General features: G+C 67.4%; 16 protein-coding genes. 13 read left to right on the top strand and 3 right to left on the bottom strand.

Annotation, left to right across the window (positions count from 1 at the left end; all coding sequences use genetic code 11):
* Positions 1-2: 2 nt before the first annotated feature.
* The 12 genes from GTH22_RS02265 (at position 3) to GTH22_RS02210 (ending at position 11396) form a co-directional block, all read left to right on the top strand.
* Complete coding sequence (locus tag GTH22_RS02265; protein WP_252942924.1) at positions 3-989, top strand: amidohydrolase family protein; 987 nt, start codon at positions 3-5, stop codon at positions 987-989.
* Positions 986-1447 carry a carbon monoxide dehydrogenase subunit G gene (locus GTH22_RS02260; RefSeq protein ID WP_252942923.1) on the top strand — a complete coding sequence of 154 codons (462 nt, stop codon included), beginning with the start codon at positions 986-988 and terminating at the stop codon, positions 1445-1447. The genes GTH22_RS02265 and GTH22_RS02260 overlap by 4 nt, the downstream gene beginning before the upstream one ends.
* A 35-nt stretch (positions 1448-1482) precedes the next feature.
* Entirely contained in the window at positions 1483-2286 is an 804-nt protein-coding gene (locus GTH22_RS02255) for an alpha/beta fold hydrolase (protein ID WP_252942922.1), read from the top strand.
* Positions 2279-2881: a UbiX family flavin prenyltransferase gene (locus GTH22_RS02250; protein WP_252942921.1), complete on the top strand. Its 603-nt coding sequence runs from the start codon at positions 2279-2281 to the stop codon at positions 2879-2881. Before GTH22_RS02255 ends, GTH22_RS02250 begins: the two co-directional genes overlap by 8 nt.
* Positions 2878-4530: a UbiD family decarboxylase gene (locus tag GTH22_RS02245; protein WP_252942920.1), complete on the top strand. Its 1653-nt coding sequence runs from the start codon at positions 2878-2880 to the stop codon at positions 4528-4530. Before GTH22_RS02250 ends, GTH22_RS02245 begins: the two co-directional genes overlap by 4 nt.
* Positions 4531-4587: 57 nt before the next feature.
* A complete protein-coding gene (locus GTH22_RS02240) occupies positions 4588-4953 on the top strand; it encodes a Rieske 2Fe-2S domain-containing protein (RefSeq protein ID WP_252942919.1) in 366 nt (121 codons plus the stop codon).
* Complete coding sequence (locus GTH22_RS02235; protein WP_252942918.1) at positions 4934-5284, top strand: hypothetical protein; 351 nt, start codon at positions 4934-4936, stop codon at positions 5282-5284. The genes GTH22_RS02240 and GTH22_RS02235 overlap by 20 nt, the downstream gene beginning before the upstream one ends.
* The gene (locus GTH22_RS02230) at positions 5281-6522 is read left to right on the top strand and encodes an amidohydrolase family protein (RefSeq protein WP_252942917.1); all 1242 of its coding nucleotides are present in this window, start codon (positions 5281-5283) and stop codon (positions 6520-6522) included. The genes GTH22_RS02235 and GTH22_RS02230 overlap by 4 nt, the downstream gene beginning before the upstream one ends.
* A 120-nt stretch (positions 6523-6642) precedes the next feature.
* On the top strand, positions 6643-7620 hold the full coding sequence (locus GTH22_RS02225) for a tripartite tricarboxylate transporter substrate binding protein (RefSeq protein ID WP_252942916.1): 978 nt from the start codon (positions 6643-6645) through the stop codon (positions 7618-7620).
* A gap of 82 nt (positions 7621-7702) precedes the next feature.
* Positions 7703-8143 carry a tripartite tricarboxylate transporter TctB family protein gene (locus GTH22_RS02220; protein WP_252942915.1) on the top strand — a complete coding sequence of 147 codons (441 nt, stop codon included), beginning with the start codon at positions 7703-7705 and terminating at the stop codon, positions 8141-8143.
* Entirely contained in the window at positions 8134-9648 is a 1515-nt protein-coding gene (locus GTH22_RS02215) for a tripartite tricarboxylate transporter permease (RefSeq protein ID WP_252942914.1), read from the top strand. The genes GTH22_RS02220 and GTH22_RS02215 overlap by 10 nt, the downstream gene beginning before the upstream one ends.
* Positions 9645-11396 carry a thiamine pyrophosphate-requiring protein gene (locus GTH22_RS02210; protein WP_252942913.1) on the top strand — a complete coding sequence of 584 codons (1752 nt, stop codon included), beginning with the start codon at positions 9645-9647 and terminating at the stop codon, positions 11394-11396. The genes GTH22_RS02215 and GTH22_RS02210 overlap by 4 nt, the downstream gene beginning before the upstream one ends.
* On the opposite strand, the gene GTH22_RS02205 is transcribed toward GTH22_RS02210, so the two are convergent.
* The 3 genes from GTH22_RS02205 to GTH22_RS02195 are packed head-to-tail and all read right to left on the bottom strand — an operon-like array spanning position 11361 to position 14337.
* The gene (locus tag GTH22_RS02205) at positions 11361-11870 is read right to left on the bottom strand and encodes a TIGR02444 family protein (RefSeq protein ID WP_252942912.1); all 510 of its coding nucleotides are present in this window, start codon (positions 11868-11870) and stop codon (positions 11361-11363) included. The genes GTH22_RS02210 and GTH22_RS02205 overlap by 36 nt on opposite strands.
* A complete protein-coding gene (locus GTH22_RS02200; RefSeq protein ID WP_252942911.1) occupies positions 11863-12570 on the bottom strand; it encodes a GntR family transcriptional regulator in 708 nt (235 codons plus the stop codon). The genes GTH22_RS02205 and GTH22_RS02200 overlap by 8 nt, the downstream gene beginning before the upstream one ends.
* Positions 12571-12582: 12 nt before the next feature.
* On the bottom strand, positions 12583-14337 hold the full coding sequence (locus GTH22_RS02195; RefSeq protein WP_252942910.1) for a thiamine pyrophosphate-binding protein: 1755 nt from the start codon (positions 14335-14337) through the stop codon (positions 12583-12585).
* Between the two features lie 83 nt (positions 14338-14420).
* On the opposite strand from GTH22_RS02195, the gene GTH22_RS02190 reads away from it, so the two are divergent.
* On the top strand, positions 14421-15851 hold the full coding sequence (locus GTH22_RS02190; RefSeq protein ID WP_252942909.1) for an aldehyde dehydrogenase family protein: 1431 nt from the start codon (positions 14421-14423) through the stop codon (positions 15849-15851).
* The last annotated feature ends 122 nt before the right edge of the window (positions 15852-15973 follow it).

Here is a 15973-nt window from a genome sequence, read left to right as displayed (position 1 = left end):
CCGTGATCATTGACGCCCACGCCCACCTTGTGCCCCCTGCCCTGCTGGAAGAGCTGCAGGACCGGAAGAGCGAATTTCCCAGCGTCGAGATGACGCCGAAGGATGGCAGCCTGAGCTTTTCCTTTGCCGGAAAGAAGGCCACGCGCCCGGTGTCGCCGGGGCTGACCAACATTGCCAAGCGGCTTGCCTGGATGGACGAGAACGGGATCGACCGCCAGGTCGTTGCCGGGTGGCTCGACATGTTCGGCAATGACCTTCCCGCCGAGGAGGGCGCGGCCTGGGCGCGGACCATCAACGCGCACATGCTGGCGGCCGAAAAGGACAATGGCGGCCGCTTCTCGGGGCTTGCCGTGGTGCCGACCCAGAGCGGAACGCTGGCCGCCGAGGTGCTGCGCGAGGCCCATGGCGCGGGCATGTCGGGCACCATGATCGGGACCCAGCCCGACAATGGCGGGGCCGAACTGGACGCCCCGGAGATGACCCCCTTCTGGGAGGCCGCGCATGAGCTGGGCAGCATCGTTGCGATCCACCCGGTGTTCGACGCCGGCGACGCGCGGGTGCGCGACTTCGGGATGCCCAACGCGCTCGGCCGCATCACCGACAGCCTGATTGCGGTGACCCGGATCATCTATTCCGGCCATGTCGAGAAGTATTCCGGCGCCAAGATCGTCATCGGGATCGGCGGCGCCGCCCTGCCCTATGTGATCGGGCGCCTGCGCCACAACCACGCGCTGCACCCCGAGGACATGGCCGACCCGGTGAAGGCCATGTCGATGCTCTACTACGACACCCTGGTGCACGAGCCCGCGGCGCTGCAGCTGCTGATCGACACCGTTGGTGCCGACCGGATCATGCTGGGCTCGGACATGCCCTTTCCGATCGGCGACCCGGTGCCGCGCGCCATTCTCGACAAGATCGAGCTTTCACCCGCCGACCGCGCCAGCATCGAGAGCGGGCTGGCCCTGAAACTGATGGGAGAAACCGCATGAAGATGGATCTTTCGGGCAGCGAGGAGATCGCCGCCTCGCGCCTGCAGCTCTGGGAAGGCCTGCAAGACCCCGATGTGCTGACCAAGTGCATTCCGGGCTGCAAGGAGATGACCGAGACCGGGCCGGATGCGTATGACGTGAAGATGCAGCTCAAGGTGGCTGCGGTCGGCGGCACCTTCGACGGCAAGGTGAAGCTGTTCGACAAGGACGCGCCCACCACCTGCCACATCACCGTCTCCGGCGGCGGATCGCTCGGCACCGGCGAGGGCCGCGCCAAGTTCACCCTCACCGAGACGGGCCCCGAGACCACCCAGCTCGACTACGAGGGCTCGGGCGAGATCGGAGGGCTGGTGGCCGGGGTTGGCCAGCGGGTGCTGGGCTCGGTTGCCAAGCACCTGACCAAGCAATTCTTCAAGGCTTTGCGAAAGCACTACGAGGACGTGAACGCGACCGCGTAGGGCAAGACCGCAAACCGCTGAAGGGGAGGACAGCGATGCACGACCAGACCAGAACAATCGAGACCGCGGGGGGCCATGCGCTGCATGTGTCACTGCGCGGGGCTGGTGGGCTGCCCGTGCTGTTCATCAATTCCGTGGCTGCGGATCACCGGATGTGGGAGGCGGTGCGCGCCCGGATGAGCCGCCTGAACGTGGCCTATGACCCGCGCGGGCATGGCCAATCGGAGGTGACACCCGGCCAGATGACCGTGGCGGGGTTTGCACAGGATGCGCTGGACGTCATGGCGGCGACCGGGCTGGAGCGCGCCGTGCTCTGTGGCCTGTCGCTCGGCGGGCTGACGGCGATGAAGGCGGCGGAGCTTGCGCCCGAGAGGGTGGCCGGGCTGGTGCTGGCCAATACCGCAACCAGCTTTCCACCGCCCAGCCTCTGGCAGGACCGGGCCGCCGCAACGCGGGCCGACGGTTGGCCGGGGCTGGTGCAACCCACGTTGGAACGCTGGCTGGGCGCGCAGTGGCGCGAGGCGAACCCGGAGGCCACCGGGGACGTGCGCGCCATGCTGGAGGCGATGCCGCCCGAAGGCTACGCCGCCGCCTGCCACGCGCTTGAAACCGGAGATACCACCGCCGCCCTTGCCGGATACCCCGGCCCCACCCTGGCGATTGCCGGACGGCACGACCTGTCGGCCCCGGTGGCGCGCAGCGAGGAGCTGATGGCGACCGCGCAGAGGGGCGAGATGGTGGTGCTCGACACCGCGCATATTGCGGCGATCGAAGATGCCGAAGGCTTTGCCGCTGCGCTCGAAGGCTTTGTGGCCGGGATCGAGGCCGCCGATGGCTGAGAAAAAGCGCGTCATCATCGGGATCACCGGCGCCTCGGGCACCCTGCTGGGCATCCGGATGCTGGAGCTGCTGCGCCCGGTGGAGGAGGTCGAGACCCATCTGGTCATGTCTCCGGCCGCGACCCGCACCATGCTGATCGAGACCGACTACACCGCCGAGCAGGTGCAGGGGCTGGCCGATGTGGTGCACAGCTTCAAGGATATCGGCGCCTCCATCGCCAGTGGCTCCTTCAAGGCGGAAGGCATGATCATCGCGCCCTGCTCGGTGAAGACGATGGGGGCCCTGGCCTCCTGCCTGACCGACGACCTGATTTCGCGCGCTGCCGACGTCTGCCTCAAGGAGCGGCGCCGGGTGGTGCTGATGTTCCGCGAGACGCCGCTGCACGCGGGCCATATCCGCGCCATGGCCGATGTGACGGCCTCGGGGGCCATCGTCATGCCCGCGGTGGTGGGCCTCTACTACAAGCCCGCCAGCGTGATGGAGATGATCGACCACCTTGCCGGCCGCGCGCTCGACCTGCTGGGCATCGACGCCGGCACTGTCAGGCGCTGGCAGGGCCAACCGGGCAAACCCTCTGAGGGAGACGTGAAATGAAAGACCAACCGGATCGCAACTACCGCGACCTGCATGACCACATCGACGCGCTGGAGGCGGCCGGGCTGCTCAACCGCATCGACCGGGTGATCGACAAGGACGCCGAGATGCACCCGCTGGTGCGCTGGCAATATGTCGGCGGGCTGAAGGAGGAGGACCGCAAGGCGTTCCTGTTCACCAACATCACCGACGGCAAGGGCCGGACATACGATATTCCGGTGATGGTCGGCGGCATGGCGGCCAACCGCGATGTCTATGCCACCGGGATGGGCTGCGATCTCGACGCGATTGCCGGGAAGTGGGCCGAGGCGATTGCCAACCCTATCAAGCCGGTCGAGGTGAGCGAGGCGCCCTGCCACGAGATCGTGGAAGAGGGTGCGTCGCTTTCGGAGGAGGGCCACGGCATCGACATCCTGCCGATCCCGGTCTCGACGCCGGGGTTCGACTCGGCCCCCACCCTTTCGGCCACCAACGTGATCACCGCCGACCCGGAAGACGGCATCCAGAACATGGGCACCTATCGCTGTGCGCTGAAGGCGCCTGACCGGATGGTGGTGCGGATGGCCACCCGCGTTGGCGGTGCCGGGGGGTATCAGCATTACCTCAAGCACCAGGCCGCCGGAGACACCGAGATGCCGGTGGCCATCGTGCTGGGCTGCCCGCCCTACGTGGCCTTCATGGGGCCGCAGAAGCTGCCGATCGGCGTGGACGAGTTCGACGTGGCCGGCGGGCTTGCCGGGGCGCCGATCAACGTGGTGCGCGCCCGCACCGTGCCGCTGATGGTGCCCGCCGAGGCCGAGGTGGTGATCGAGGGCTACATCGACGTGACCAAGGTGGAGCCCGAGGGGCCCTTCGGCGAGAGCCACGGCCATGTGGCGCTGGAAGAATACAACATGCCGATGCGGGTGACGGCGGTGACACGGCGCAGGGATGCGGTCATTCCGAGCTACATCAGCCAGGTGGCGCCTTCGGAAAGTTCTGTCATCAAACGCGTGGCTTACGAGCCGCTCTTCACCCATCACCTGAAATCCACCCTGTCGATCAAGGGGGTCAAGAAGGTGTCGCTGCACGAGCCGCTGACCGGCCTGCTGCGGGTGACGGTGGTGACGGTGGAGCCCGGCACCCCGCGCACCGAGATCTGGCGCGCGCTGCATGGCGCGGCCTTCTTCAAGGGCGACTGCGGCAAGATCTGCATCGCGGTGAACGACGATATCGACGTCGACAGCCCCGACTCGATCCTCTGGGCGATGGCCTATCGGACCAACCCGGTGGAGGACATGCAGACCATCGCCCACCGCGGCCAGGGCCACGGCCCCAAGCGCGAGCATGACGGCGAGGAGGACAGCACGCTTCTGGTCGATGCGACGATGAAATCGCCGATGCCCCCGCTCGCCCTGCCCGGGCGCGAATACATGGAGCGCGCGAGGGCGATCTGGGAAGAGATGGACATGCCGCGCCTCACGCCGCAATCGCCGTGGCACGGCTACTCGCTCGGGGCATGGCACGAGATCTGGGATGCCGCCGCCCAGCGCGCGGCCGCGGGCGACTATCTCGAGAACGGGCGGATCAGCCTTCAGCTTCAGGTGCCCGGGCTCAAGCCCGAAAGCCGCGTCGACCCCGAGGAGAGCCTGCGAAAACTGCGAAAATAGCGCAGGGCCGCCCCTCGCCCAGCCATTCCTCCCTCACGTCATGAAAGGAAACTGCCAGTGACCGAACTGCGAATTTGCTCAAGAGACGAGATACCCGATGGCGGTGTTCGCATCGTCGAGGTCGACAATCTCGAGATCGGCGTGATCCGTCAGGCGGGCAGCTTCTATGCCTATCGCAACCTCTGCCCGCATCAGGGCGGACCGGCCTGCGAGGGGGTTCGGATGGCGGGCGTGTTCGACGATGTCGATGCCGAGGGCAACTTTCATGGCCAGAAGTTCGACGAGGCGGAGATGCACATCGTCTGCCCCTGGCATGGCTACGAGTACCGGCTCGAGGACGGGGTGAACGTCTGCGATCACAAGCTCAAACTGCGCAAGTTCGATGTGACGGAAAGGGACGGCGATGTCTTCCTCACCCTCTGACCGCTTCTCCACCGCCGCCAGCGAGATCGCCGCGCTCGTGGATGACGCCGTGGCCGATGGCACCCTTGAGGCGCTCGACAACGACGCACTCGGACAGGCCCTCGCCGCGCTGACCCGGCTCTATGTCGCCAAGGCGGAAACCGGCGCCAAGCTCATGCCCTTCGGGCGCAACACTGCCGTCACGCCGACCGAGATCGCCATTGCCTCGCTTGCAATGCTGGACGCGGGCCGGATGGAGATTTTCGAGCTGGGTCTGTGGGAGCAGATGACCAACATCCGCCCGGCCCGCGCGACATCGCTGGCCGATCTTCCCGAGGAGGCCGTGGCATGAACAGGCAGATCACCGGGCAGCGCGACCTGACGAGCGAGCCCTTCGACACCCGCACCCACCTTGCCCATGCCCGACAGCAGGCGGAGGCGCGCAACTACGACGACTTCCTGATCGTCGATGTGGACAGCCACCACTACGAGAACGAGGCCAGCGCCGAGATTGCCGAATACGTCGCCAACGACGTTCTGCGCAATGAAATCAAGTATCAGGGGATCTCGCGCAAGGGCATCTCGACCGGGTTCGGCCAATACCAGGACCTCGGCGGACGGCTGGTGCGCTACCCCGAGCGCAAGGGCGAGGCGGTGCCGGAGAAGCCGCACCGCGACGTGACGCTGATGCGTCGCTGGATGGACTCGATGGGTGTGGACATTGCCTGCATGTTCCCCACCCCGCTGCTGAACCTCGGCCTCAGCCCGCGCGTCGACCTCGAGGTGGAGCTGGCGTTCGCCTACAACCGCTGGCTTTGCGAGCGGGTGCTGAGCGAGGACAGCCGGCTCAAGTCGATGCTCTACCTGCCGTTCAACGACCCGGAAGCCTGCCCGAAGATCATCGAGGAGTTCGGCGATCATCCCGGTGTCATCGGCTTCATGGTCACGACGACGCGCTACAAGGGGGTTTACGACAACGCCTATACCCGCACCTACAGGATGCTGGAGGAGCGCGGGCTGCCGCTGGGCTTTCATACCGGGCTGGGCGGGCAGGAGCCGGGGCTTTCGACCTGCAACCGCTTTCTGACGCTGCATGCGCTGGGCTTTGCGTGGCACAACATGCTGCACCTCGGGAACTGGGTCATCAACGGCCTGCCCGAGCGCTTTCCCAAGCTGAAGGTGCTGTGGATCGAGGCCGGGCTGGCGTGGATTCCCTTCATGATGCAGCGGCTCGACAACGAGTACATGATGCGCCACTCCGATGCGCCGCTGCTGAAGAAGAAGCCGTCGGAATACATGCAGGACATGTTCTACACCTCCCAGCCGATGGAGATGGTGGACAACGCCCGCGCGCTGGAACTGACCTTCGACATGATGAAGGCCGAGAGCCAGCTGCTCTACTCGTCCGATTACCCGCACTGGGACATGGACCTGCCCAGCGTGATCTACGACCTGCCGTTCCTCGATGAGAGCGCGAAGCGAGACATTCTTGGTGGCAATGCCGCCAGGCTGTTTGGCCTCGAGCACAAGCTCAGCGACTGGAAGCTGGAACGCCGGCGGCAGAAGGAGGCCGAGAAAAATCGCAGCTGATCGGGCGGTCGGTTTCCGCTTTTCGAGAGGCTGCGAAATGCACCGCGGACAACGCGGGCACCCGACGCCGGAGGCCATCATCGGCCCCCGGCCACGCAACATGAATGTGGAGGAGAACACATGAAACGGAAGACCTTTCTGACCGGCGTCGCTGCAACGGCGGCCCTGTTGATGACCGGGATCACGCCTGCCGTGGCGCAGGACTACCCCACCAAGCCGATCCAGCTTGTCGTGCCCTTCGGGCAGGGTGGCGCCACCGACCAGCTTGCCCGCATGTTCGCGCCCGCGCTGGAGGAGAAGCTCGGCCAGCCGATCGTGATCGTGAACCAGCCCGGTGCCGGTGGTGCCGTGGGTCTGGCCAACCTCGCGCTGGCGCGGCCGGATGGCTACACCATCGGCGTGGGTTCGGACTCCACCCTCGCCGCGCGCCCGATCATGGACAGCTCCGGCTATACCGGCGAGAGCTTCGACACGATTGCGCGGATGGTCTCGATCCCCTCGGGGATGGCGGTGGCCAAGGACAGCCCCTACGAGACGATCGGGGACCTCGTCGACGCGCTGAAGGCGGGTGAAACCCTGACCTGGTCGGGGTCCGGCATCGGCTCGGGTCCGCATCTCGCCATGGCGGTGTTCCTTGCGCAGAACGATCTGAGCGCGACCTACGTGAACTCCAACAGCGGCGGCGAGGCCATGGTCAAGCTGCTCTCGGGCGAGGTCGACTTTTTCTCGGGGGGCGGTTCGAACTACCCGCCGATGATCGACGATGAGGGCAACAGCGACATCCGGGTGCTGGCCCTGGCCTCCGAGGAGCGCTGGAAGTACCTGCCCGATGTGCCGACCCACACCGAGCAGGGCTTCGACTACCTGCGCTCCCAGTGGTTTGGCCTGGTTGCGCCCAAGGGCATTCCCGAGGAGGCGATCACCAAGATCTCCGCGGCGGTCGAAGAGACGCTGGCCGATCCGGGCTTTCAGGAGAGGCTGGACCAGTTCTACTTCAACCCCGCCTACCTGAACTCGCAGGACATGCGGGCCGCGATCGACGAAGAGGCCGAGGCCTTCCGTCCGATCCTCGAAGAAGCCGGGCTGGCCGAGAAGTAAGCCCGCCCCTGCCCCCGTTCTGCCCGCAGACGCCTGATCTGCGGGCAGACCCCACCGGCACCCGGTTCTGCATGAGGTTATCATGGCACTAAAACACGAAGACACTGTCGCCGGCGCTGCGCTCGCCTTCGTTGGCACCACAGCCGCCTGGTTGTCGCTGGGCATGGGCACGGGTGCTACAGGGGCCACGCTGCCGCCCAACTTCTTTCCGCTGCTCTGTGCAGGCGGCCTTCTGATCTGCGGGCTGGTCCTGCTGGTGCGCGGGTTGCGCGCTGAGAGCGGGCCAATGCCCACGCTGGTTGACAGCCGGGTGGCCGTGGTCGGTGGGCTGACGATCCTGTTCTACTGGTTCTTCGCCTATATCGACTTTCGCGTCGGGGCGATGGTGCTGGCTTTCGCGACAATGTGGATGTTCTCGATCCGCTCGGTCCCCCTTCTCATCTTCCTGCCGCTCGGACTGGCCTTCGGCCTCTACTACGCCTTCACCCGTGGCTTCAGCATGGTACTGCCGACATGGATCTGATCACACATCTCGCGGCGGGTGCCGCCGCAATCGCCGACCCGCTGGTGCTGCTCTTCCTGCTGCTCGGCGCGGTCGTGGGCATGGTCTTCGGGGCTGCGCCCGGGCTGACGGCGACCTCCGCCATCGTCCTCTTCCTGCCTGTCACCTACGCGATGGGCCCGACCACCTCGATGGCGCTGCTGCTCGGGATCTATTGCTCGGGCTACTTTGCCGGCTCGATCCCGGCGATCCTGCTCAACACGCCGGGCGCGCCGGGATCGGCGGCGACGGCGCTGGACGGATACGCCCTTGCCCAGCAGGGACAGGGGGACAAGGCGATCGTGACGGCGGTGCTCTCCTCCTTCGTCGGCGGGCTGTTCTCGCTGACCATGCTGGCCCTGCTCGCCCCCTCGCTCGCCCGCGTGGCGCTCAGTTTCACCTCTGTCGAATACTTCACCTTCGCGCTGGTCGGGATTGTCTGCGTGGCCGGCATTTCGCGCGGCTCGATGGTCAAGGGCATGGCGGCGGCCTTCATCGGCATTCTTGCCTCTACCGTGGGCCTCGACCCGGTGTCGGGGGTCGGCCGGTTCCTGTTCGGCCAGCCCAACCTGATGGGCGGCATTCCGACCACCGCCGCTCTGATCGGCCTTTTCGCCATCGCCCAGATGATGCTGCTGACGGTCAGGAAGAAGGACGACTCCGAGGTGCTGCCCGTGCAGGCGACAACGCCGATCTCGGAGATCCTCGGGACGATGGTGCGCAACAAGTGGCTGATGTTCAAATCCGCCTGCATCGGCTCGCTGATCGGTGTGCTGCCGGGCACCGGCCCCTCGATTGCCTCCTGGGTCAGCTACTCGGACGCGCTGCGCACCGCCAAGCCGGGCGACAAGTACGGGGAAGGCGAAGTGAAGGGGGTGATCTCCTGCGAGGTGGCCAACAACTCCGTCACCGGCGGGGCGCTGGTGCCGTTGCTGACGCTCGGCATTCCGGGCGACCCGGTGACCGCCGTGCTGGTGGGCGCGCTGATGATCCAGGGGTTCGAGACCGGGCCGTTCTTCATTCCGCAGAACACCGAGCTGTTCTACTCCATCCTCTGGCTGCTGCTGATCTCCAACGTCCTGATGCTGGTGCTGGGCATTGGCGGGCGCAGGCTGGCGGCGAAGGTGCTGGAAATTCCTCATGGCATCATGGTGCCCTGCATCCTCGTGGTGGCCGGGGCGGGGGCGTTCTCGCTCGCGTCCAACCCCTTCTACCTGAAGCTGGTGGTGATCTTCGGGCTGCTCGGCTTTCTGATGGTGCGCTTCCGCATCCCGACGGCGCCTGCGGTGCTGGGCATCGTGCTGGGGCCGATCCTGGAGCAGAACCTGCGCAACGCGCTGACCGCCAACCAGATGGACGCGACGATTTTCCTGACCCGGCCCATCAGCGCCGTGACGCTGGCCTTCATGTGCCTGCTGCTCTGGGTCTGGCTCAAGCCTGCCAAGGCGGAGAAAGGCACCGAGACCGAGGAGGATCTGGCCCAATGACCCTTGCCCAGCCCCCCCTCGCCGCCGCGGAAACCAACGCCAGAAGCGCCGCGCATCACCTGTTGCAGGCGCTCGTGGATTGCGAGGTCGATTACATCTTTGCCAACCTCGGGACGGATCATGCGCCGATCATCGAGGAGCTGGCCCGCTGGAAGGCGGAGGGGCGGACGCCGCCCAAGGTGATCCTCTGTCCGCATGAGAACACCGCGATGCACATGGCCCTGGGCTACGCCTTTGCCACCGGGCGCGGTCAGGCGGTTCTGGTGCATGTCGACGTGGGCACAACCAATGCAGCGACCGGGGTGCACAACGCCTGCCGCTCGCGCCTTCCGGTGCTGCTGATGGCGGGCAAGGCGCCTTACACCAGCCATGGGGAGCTGCCCGGCACGCGCGACAACTACGTGCACTTCATTCAGGAGCCGCAGGATCAGGGGGCCATCGTGCGGCCCTACGTGAAGTGGGAATACACCCTGCAAAGCCCGGTGCATGTGGGCGAGGTCGTGCGGCGGGCGCATACGGTGATGCAATCGGGCGCGCGCGGGCCGGTCTACCTGATGCTGCCGCGCGAAGCGCTGATGGCGGAGTCCGATGGGGCCGCCCTGCCCGGATTTCCGGCGACCAAGCATGGTGCTCTCACCCCCGGCACGGTGCCGGATGCGGATCTTGAGACCCTCGCCGATCGGCTCCTCGCCGCAGAGCGGCCGCTGATCGTCACCTCCTACGGCGGCCACACGCCGGGCACCTCGGAGGCGATCGAGCGGCTGTCGGAGCTGGTCGGGGCGGCGGTTGTACAGAATGCGATGGTGTCCAACGTCAATCACGAGATGGCCTGCTTTGCCGGCGGCCTGCCCGGCGAGCGGCTGCCGGCGGCGGATGTGGGGCTGATCGTCGACAGCGACGTGCCTTGGCTGCCCTCGCAGGGACAGCCCGACCCGGAGGCCTTCTGGGCGCATATCGACGTGGATGCGCTGAAGATCAGCTCGCCGATCTGGAGCTTTCCGGCGGACCTTCGGCTGGAGGGCAACAGCGCCCGGATCGTCACCCGGCTGGCCGAGATCATCGAGACCCGCCGGAGCGAGGCACAGGCCGCCGCGGCTGGCGCGCGTGTGGAGGTGCTGCGCGAAGGCGGCGCCGCACGGCGCGCCTCGGCCCGGGAGGCCGCCGAAGACCCGGGGCAGCCCGGGGCGCTGAACCCTCATCACGTGCTGCGGGCCCTCGGGGAGCGGCTGCACCCGGAAGACGTGATCTTTCATGAAGCGGTGCGCAACCAGCCGGTGATGGTGCGCCAGATCCCCCGCCCCGTGCCGGGAACGATGACCCGCACCGCTGGCGGCGGGCTGGGCGCGTCGGGCGGGATGGCGCTGGGCTACAAGCTGGCCCGGCCCGAGCGGATGCTGGTGCAGATCGTGGGCGACGGGGCGTTCTACTACAACTGCCCGGCCTCGATGCTGGCCGTTGCCCGGCAATACGAGCTGCCGGTGCTGACGGTGGTGCTCGACAATGCGGGATGGTCGGCGGTGAAGGAATCGACCCTGCGCGTCTACCCCGACGGGGCCTCCCATGCTTCGGGCGATTTTGCCTCGGATTTCAGGAATGACACGCGGTTTGCGGCCATGGCCGAGATGTTCGGCTTCAAGGGGCTGACGATGGACCAGCCGGAGAGCGTGGGCGCGACATTCGACGAGGCCATTGCCACGGTGCGCGGCGGGAACTCAGCGCTGGTCCACGTTCGCCTGCCGCGCCACTAGGACCAGCCGGGCACAGAGCGCATCGATGATCTCGAGGGCAATCGGGCTGGCAAGGATTTCGCCGTAGGCCGCGAGGTTTGCGCGCCCGGCCTCTTCGATATCTGCCTGCCGCTCCGGCGTGGCCGCCACGGCTTCGAGCAGGGTCTGCTCAACCTTCTCGGCGGAGAGTTCGACTGCTTTCACCTTGCTGCGGAAGGCTTCCAGCGCGTCGGCGTCGGCCAGCATGTCGGAGCCCTTCAACCTGCGGCGCAGACCGCGCAGCAGGGCGACGACCTCGGTGCGCCATGGGGCGACCGATGCCTCAAGCGCCTCTGCCCCGGCCCGGCCCAGCACCTTGCCCTCGCGCGCATGCCAGAGCAGGCAGAGGGCGACGTTCACATCGCCGCCGTGACTGTCCTGCAAGGCGAGGCAGGCCTCCTGCACCGGGGCATCGGCGTAGAAGCGGAGCGAGAACGGCCAGAGTCCTTCAGGCATCCCAGCTTTCCTCGCCGGCTTCGCGGCTTTCGAGCCATGTGACCGCCGCCGCGCTGACCATGCGGATGTGCTTGCCAAGGGCGTTGGCGGCGCCTTCGGCGTCGCGCGCCACGAGGCAGGCCACGATCTGGTCGAGCTCGGCGGCCCGCGCCTCGGCCCGCACCTGCTGGCCCAGCGAGCGCGACCGCAGGAAGCCGATGCGGTGGAAAAGCTGGTCGAAGACGCTGTGAATCGCCGGGTTGCCCGCATGGGTGAAGAGCACGTCGTAGAAGGCCTGTTTCACCGCCAGCCGCTCTACCAGATCGCCGGTGTCGAGGGCGGCGCGAAAGCGGGCGGCCAGCGCCTGCAACTCGGCGCAGGCGCTTTCGGGCGCGCGCGCGACGAAGAGACGGCCAGCGGCGCATTCGAGCACCTCGCGGAACTCGTAGATCTGGCGGGCCTTCACCGCCGTCATCTCGGCCACGAAGGGACGCCCGCGGGGGCCGACCTCGACGAGACCTTCAATCTCGAGCTGGCGCAGCGCCTCGCGCACCGAGGTGCGGCTCACGTCCAGCGCGTCGCAAAGCTCCTTTTCGAGCAGGCGCTGCCCGGGGCGATAGCGGCCCGCGACGATCGCCTGCCGGATCCGCGCGAGCACCCTGTCGCGCAACAGCTCCTGCGGGCGGTCCAGTGACAGGTCTTCGGGCAGCTCAGATCCCATGGGCGGGTTTCCTCAGTCCAGCGATGTGATCACCTCGACAACGGCAACCTCGCCCCTTTTCACCCGCGCCAGCGCCTCGTGCAAGGCGGGGGCAAGGGCGTCGGGGTCTTCGATCGGCCCAGAACTCCATGCGCCGAAGCCGCGCGCGATGGCGGCAAGATCGCAGATCGGATCTTCCGTGCGCTGGCCGATATGGGCGCGGGCCACGTCGCGGCCACGGTGTTTGGCGACCTCGCGCTGGTGGAGCTCGTCGTTGCCCCAGGAGCGGTTGTTCATCAGCACCAGAAGCAGGGGCGCGCCGTGGTGAACGGCGGTCCAGAGCGCGCCGGGCGCCATCATGAAGTCGCCGTCGCCGATGATTGCCACCGGCAGGGCGCCGGTATCCTTCAGCGCCAGCGCCGCCCCGACGGCTGCGCCCGGACCGTATCCGACGCCGCCGCCGCCATCGCCGCCGAGGTACGACCCGCAGCCGGGGAAGTCCCAGTAGCCATCCTGCCAGCTGCGGTGGTTGCGTACCACGAGGCGCCAGTCTTCGTCCTTCACCGCCTGATAGACCTCGTGGGTCAGGCGCTGCATCGAGACGGGGCTTTCGGCGCGCCGCTCTTCGAGCTTTGCCGCCGAGACGGCCCGGCAGGCGGCGTGGCGGTCGCCCAGCGCCGCACGGCGCGCCGCGATCCTGGTGCTGTCGCCGCCCAGCCGCTCGGCGGCCTCGGCGAGCGCTTTGAGGGCGCGCAGGGGATCGGCGGCGATCTGGTCGTCGAGCGGCGGGGTCGGCCCGCCGAAACGGGCCCAGGAATTGCCGAACCAGTCGTTGAGCGACACGTCCACCACATGGGCACCCTCGCTGCCCGCGCCGATCCCCATGATCTGGCTTCGCCCGGTGCCGTAGCCCTTGGTTGCAAGGGTCAGATCATGGACATCCAGTGCAACGATAACATCAGCTTCGGAGCGTATCTTTTTGTCGCCGTTGAGATTTTGCGGGTGGAGGGTGGGCAGGCAGACGATGCAGCGGTCGTCGAGATAGGCCGCGCCGGTGGCCTCGACCAGCCGCACGAGGGGCGCGGTTGCGCGGGGGTCGATGCCGAGCCTGCCGCAGACGATCAGCGGGCTTTCGGCCTCCAGCAGCGCGCGGGCCACGCGCTCCACCGCCTCCGGGTCGGGGGCGACGGGATGGGGCGGGCGGTAGCGCGGCAGGTCGGCGCCGGTCCCGCGGCCGGGCTCCACCACCTCTTCCTGCAGGCCCGCATCGAGCGACACGTAGACCGGCCCCGGAGGCCCCGTGCGGGCGATCCTGCCGGCGCGGAGCATCGAATCCATGGCGCCGTCGAGTGTGGCCGGCTCGTCCGTCCATTTCACGTAGGGGCGCACCAGATCGCCCTGTGTATTGGCCGAATGCGCCCAGTCGATGAAGCGCCGCTGTGCCGGGTCGGCGGGGCCCGAGCCGCCGAGGATGACCATGGGAACCTGATCGCAGAAGGCGTTGAACACCCCCATCGAGCCGTTCATCAGCCCGACGAGGTTGTGCAGGATCGCGTAACCGGTCTTGCCGCTCGCCTTGGCATAGCCGTGCGCCATCGACACCGCGATGGCCTCGTGGGTTGCGAGGGCGATCTTGGGCTTCTCGTCACCGAGGTAGTTCACCAGAGAATCATGGAGCCCGCGAAAGCTGGAGCCGGGGTTGAGAAAGACCCACTCCACCTCCTGTTCGCGCAGCGCCTGCGCCATGAGGTCGGAGCCCCACCCTATCGTCTGCTTGCCGTCGCTCATGCCGCCATCTCTCCCGTTGCGCTCTCTCATATTACGTATTACGTAATACGTATGATCTGCAAGCACATCAGGGAGCAGCGGCCATGAATCATCTCGGCGACACCTTTATCAACGGCGCCTGGCGCCCGGCCGGCGGCACGCAGCTCGATGTCATCAACCCCGCAAGCGAGGCCGTGGAGGCGACGATCACCACCGCTTCGGCGCAGGATGTGGACGATGCGGTGGCCGCGGCCCGCGCCGCCTTTGACGGCGGCTGGAGCACCAGCGACCCGCAGGAGCGCCGCGCCGCGCTGGAGCGCATTCTGGTGGAATACGACAAGCGCGCCGACGAGATGGTGGAGGCGATGACCAGCGAGATGGGGGCGCCGCTCGGGTTTTCGCGCAGCGTGCAGATCGCCATGCCGCGCGAACGCTTCGTGATGGCGGCCAAGATCCTGCAGGATTACCGCTTCGAGGAGCAGGTCGGCACCTCGCTGGTAGTGCGCGAGCCTGTCGGTGTCTGCGCCTTCATCACGCCGTGGAACTGGCCGCTGAACCAGGCGGCCTCGAAGATCGCCTATGGCCTTGCCGCCGGGTGCACGATTGTCTGGAAACCCTCCGAAGTCTCGCCGCTGAGCGCCATCGTGCTGACGGAGGCGATTGCCGCCGCCGGGCTGCCGGAGGGCGTGTTCAACATGGTGCAGGGCGACGGGCCCTCGGTCGGCGCACAGCTTTCGTCGCACGGCGACGTCGACATGGTCAGCTTCACCGGCTCCACCCGGGGCGGCATCGCCGTGGCGCAATCGGCCGCGGCCACGGTGAAGCGCGTGCATCAGGAGCTGGGCGGCAAGTCGGCCAACCTGATCCTGCCCTCCGCCGACTTCGCAAAGGCGGTGGCCGCGGGCACCAAGCTCTGCTTCCGCAACACCGGCCAATCGTGCCAGGCGCCGACGCGGATGCTGGTGGAACGCAGCCGTATGGACGAGGCCGCCGAGATTGCCGCAAGGGCGGCGGAAGAGATGAAGACCGGCGATCCGCGCGAACAGGGCACCGACCTTGGCCCGCTGGTCTCGAAGGTTCAGTGGGACCGGGTGCAGGGGCTGATCGAGAGCGGCCTTTCGGAGGGTGCGACCGCCGTGACCGGCGGACCCGGCAAACCCGAGGGGCTGGACACCGGCTACTACGTGCGCCCCACGGTGTTTCGGGACGTGACCAACGACATGAGGATTGCTCGGGAGGAGATTTTCGGGCCGGTGCTCTGCCTGCTCGGCTATGACAGCGAGGAGGAGGCCTGCGCCATCGCCAATGACACGCCCTACGGGCTGGCCACCTATGTGTCGGGCAGCGACCCGGAGGCGCTGAAGCGGGTTTCGCGGGCGATCCGGGTGGGCCGGGTCTATCTGAACTACGCGGCGGCCAAGGGCGACGTGCCCTTTGGCGGCTACCGCCAGTCGGGCAACGGGCGCGAGCAAGGGGTGCACGGGCTGGAGGACTTCACCGAGCTGAAGGCGATCCTCGGCTACGCGGCGGCATGAGGCCGGGCCACAGTGCTGGGGCGGATCGGCTGCGGGGTGATCCCCCCTCCCCGCCGGCCCTCGCCCCGCGCCTTTTCGCCAGGCCCGGCCATCGCGTTCGGGCCGACCCCCGCAGAGTGACC

This window comes from Oceanicola sp. 502str15 (genome assembly GCF_024105635.1).
GTDB lineage: Bacteria > Pseudomonadota > Alphaproteobacteria > Rhodobacterales > Rhodobacteraceae > Vannielia.
The sequence above is the reverse complement of the archived record's forward strand: the minus strand, read 5'-3'. Positions and strand labels throughout refer to the sequence as shown.

What these genes read in the sequence shown, in the direction of transcription:
- GTH22_RS02260 (WP_252942923.1), top strand. Translation starts at nt 986, where the DNA reads ATGAAGATGGATCTTTCGGGCAGCGAGGAGATCGCCGCCTCGCGCCTG.
- GTH22_RS02255 (WP_252942922.1), top strand. Translation starts at nt 1,483, where the DNA reads ATGCACGACCAGACCAGAACAATCGAGACCGCGGGGGGCCATGCGCTG.
- GTH22_RS02250 (WP_252942921.1), top strand. Translation starts at nt 2,279, where the DNA reads ATGGCTGAGAAAAAGCGCGTCATCATCGGGATCACCGGCGCCTCGGGC.
- GTH22_RS02245 (WP_252942920.1), top strand. Translation starts at nt 2,878, where the DNA reads ATGAAAGACCAACCGGATCGCAACTACCGCGACCTGCATGACCACATC.
- GTH22_RS02235 (WP_252942918.1), top strand. Translation starts at nt 4,934, where the DNA reads ATGTCTTCCTCACCCTCTGACCGCTTCTCCACCGCCGCCAGCGAGATC.
- GTH22_RS02230 (WP_252942917.1), top strand. Translation starts at nt 5,281, where the DNA reads ATGAACAGGCAGATCACCGGGCAGCGCGACCTGACGAGCGAGCCCTTC.
- GTH22_RS02225 (WP_252942916.1), top strand. Translation starts at nt 6,643, where the DNA reads ATGAAACGGAAGACCTTTCTGACCGGCGTCGCTGCAACGGCGGCCCTG.
- GTH22_RS02220 (WP_252942915.1), top strand. Translation starts at nt 7,703, where the DNA reads ATGGCACTAAAACACGAAGACACTGTCGCCGGCGCTGCGCTCGCCTTC.
- GTH22_RS02215 (WP_252942914.1), top strand. Translation starts at nt 8,134, where the DNA reads ATGGATCTGATCACACATCTCGCGGCGGGTGCCGCCGCAATCGCCGAC.
- GTH22_RS02210 (WP_252942913.1), top strand. Translation starts at nt 9,645, where the DNA reads ATGACCCTTGCCCAGCCCCCCCTCGCCGCCGCGGAAACCAACGCCAGA.
- GTH22_RS02205 (WP_252942912.1), bottom strand. Translation starts at nt 11,870, where the DNA reads ATGCCTGAAGGACTCTGGCCGTTCTCGCTCCGCTTCTACGCCGATGCC.
- GTH22_RS02200 (WP_252942911.1), bottom strand. Translation starts at nt 12,570, where the DNA reads ATGGGATCTGAGCTGCCCGAAGACCTGTCACTGGACCGCCCGCAGGAG.
- GTH22_RS02195 (WP_252942910.1), bottom strand. Translation starts at nt 14,337, where the DNA reads ATGAGCGACGGCAAGCAGACGATAGGGTGGGGCTCCGACCTCATGGCG.
- GTH22_RS02190 (WP_252942909.1), top strand. Translation starts at nt 14,421, where the DNA reads ATGAATCATCTCGGCGACACCTTTATCAACGGCGCCTGGCGCCCGGCC.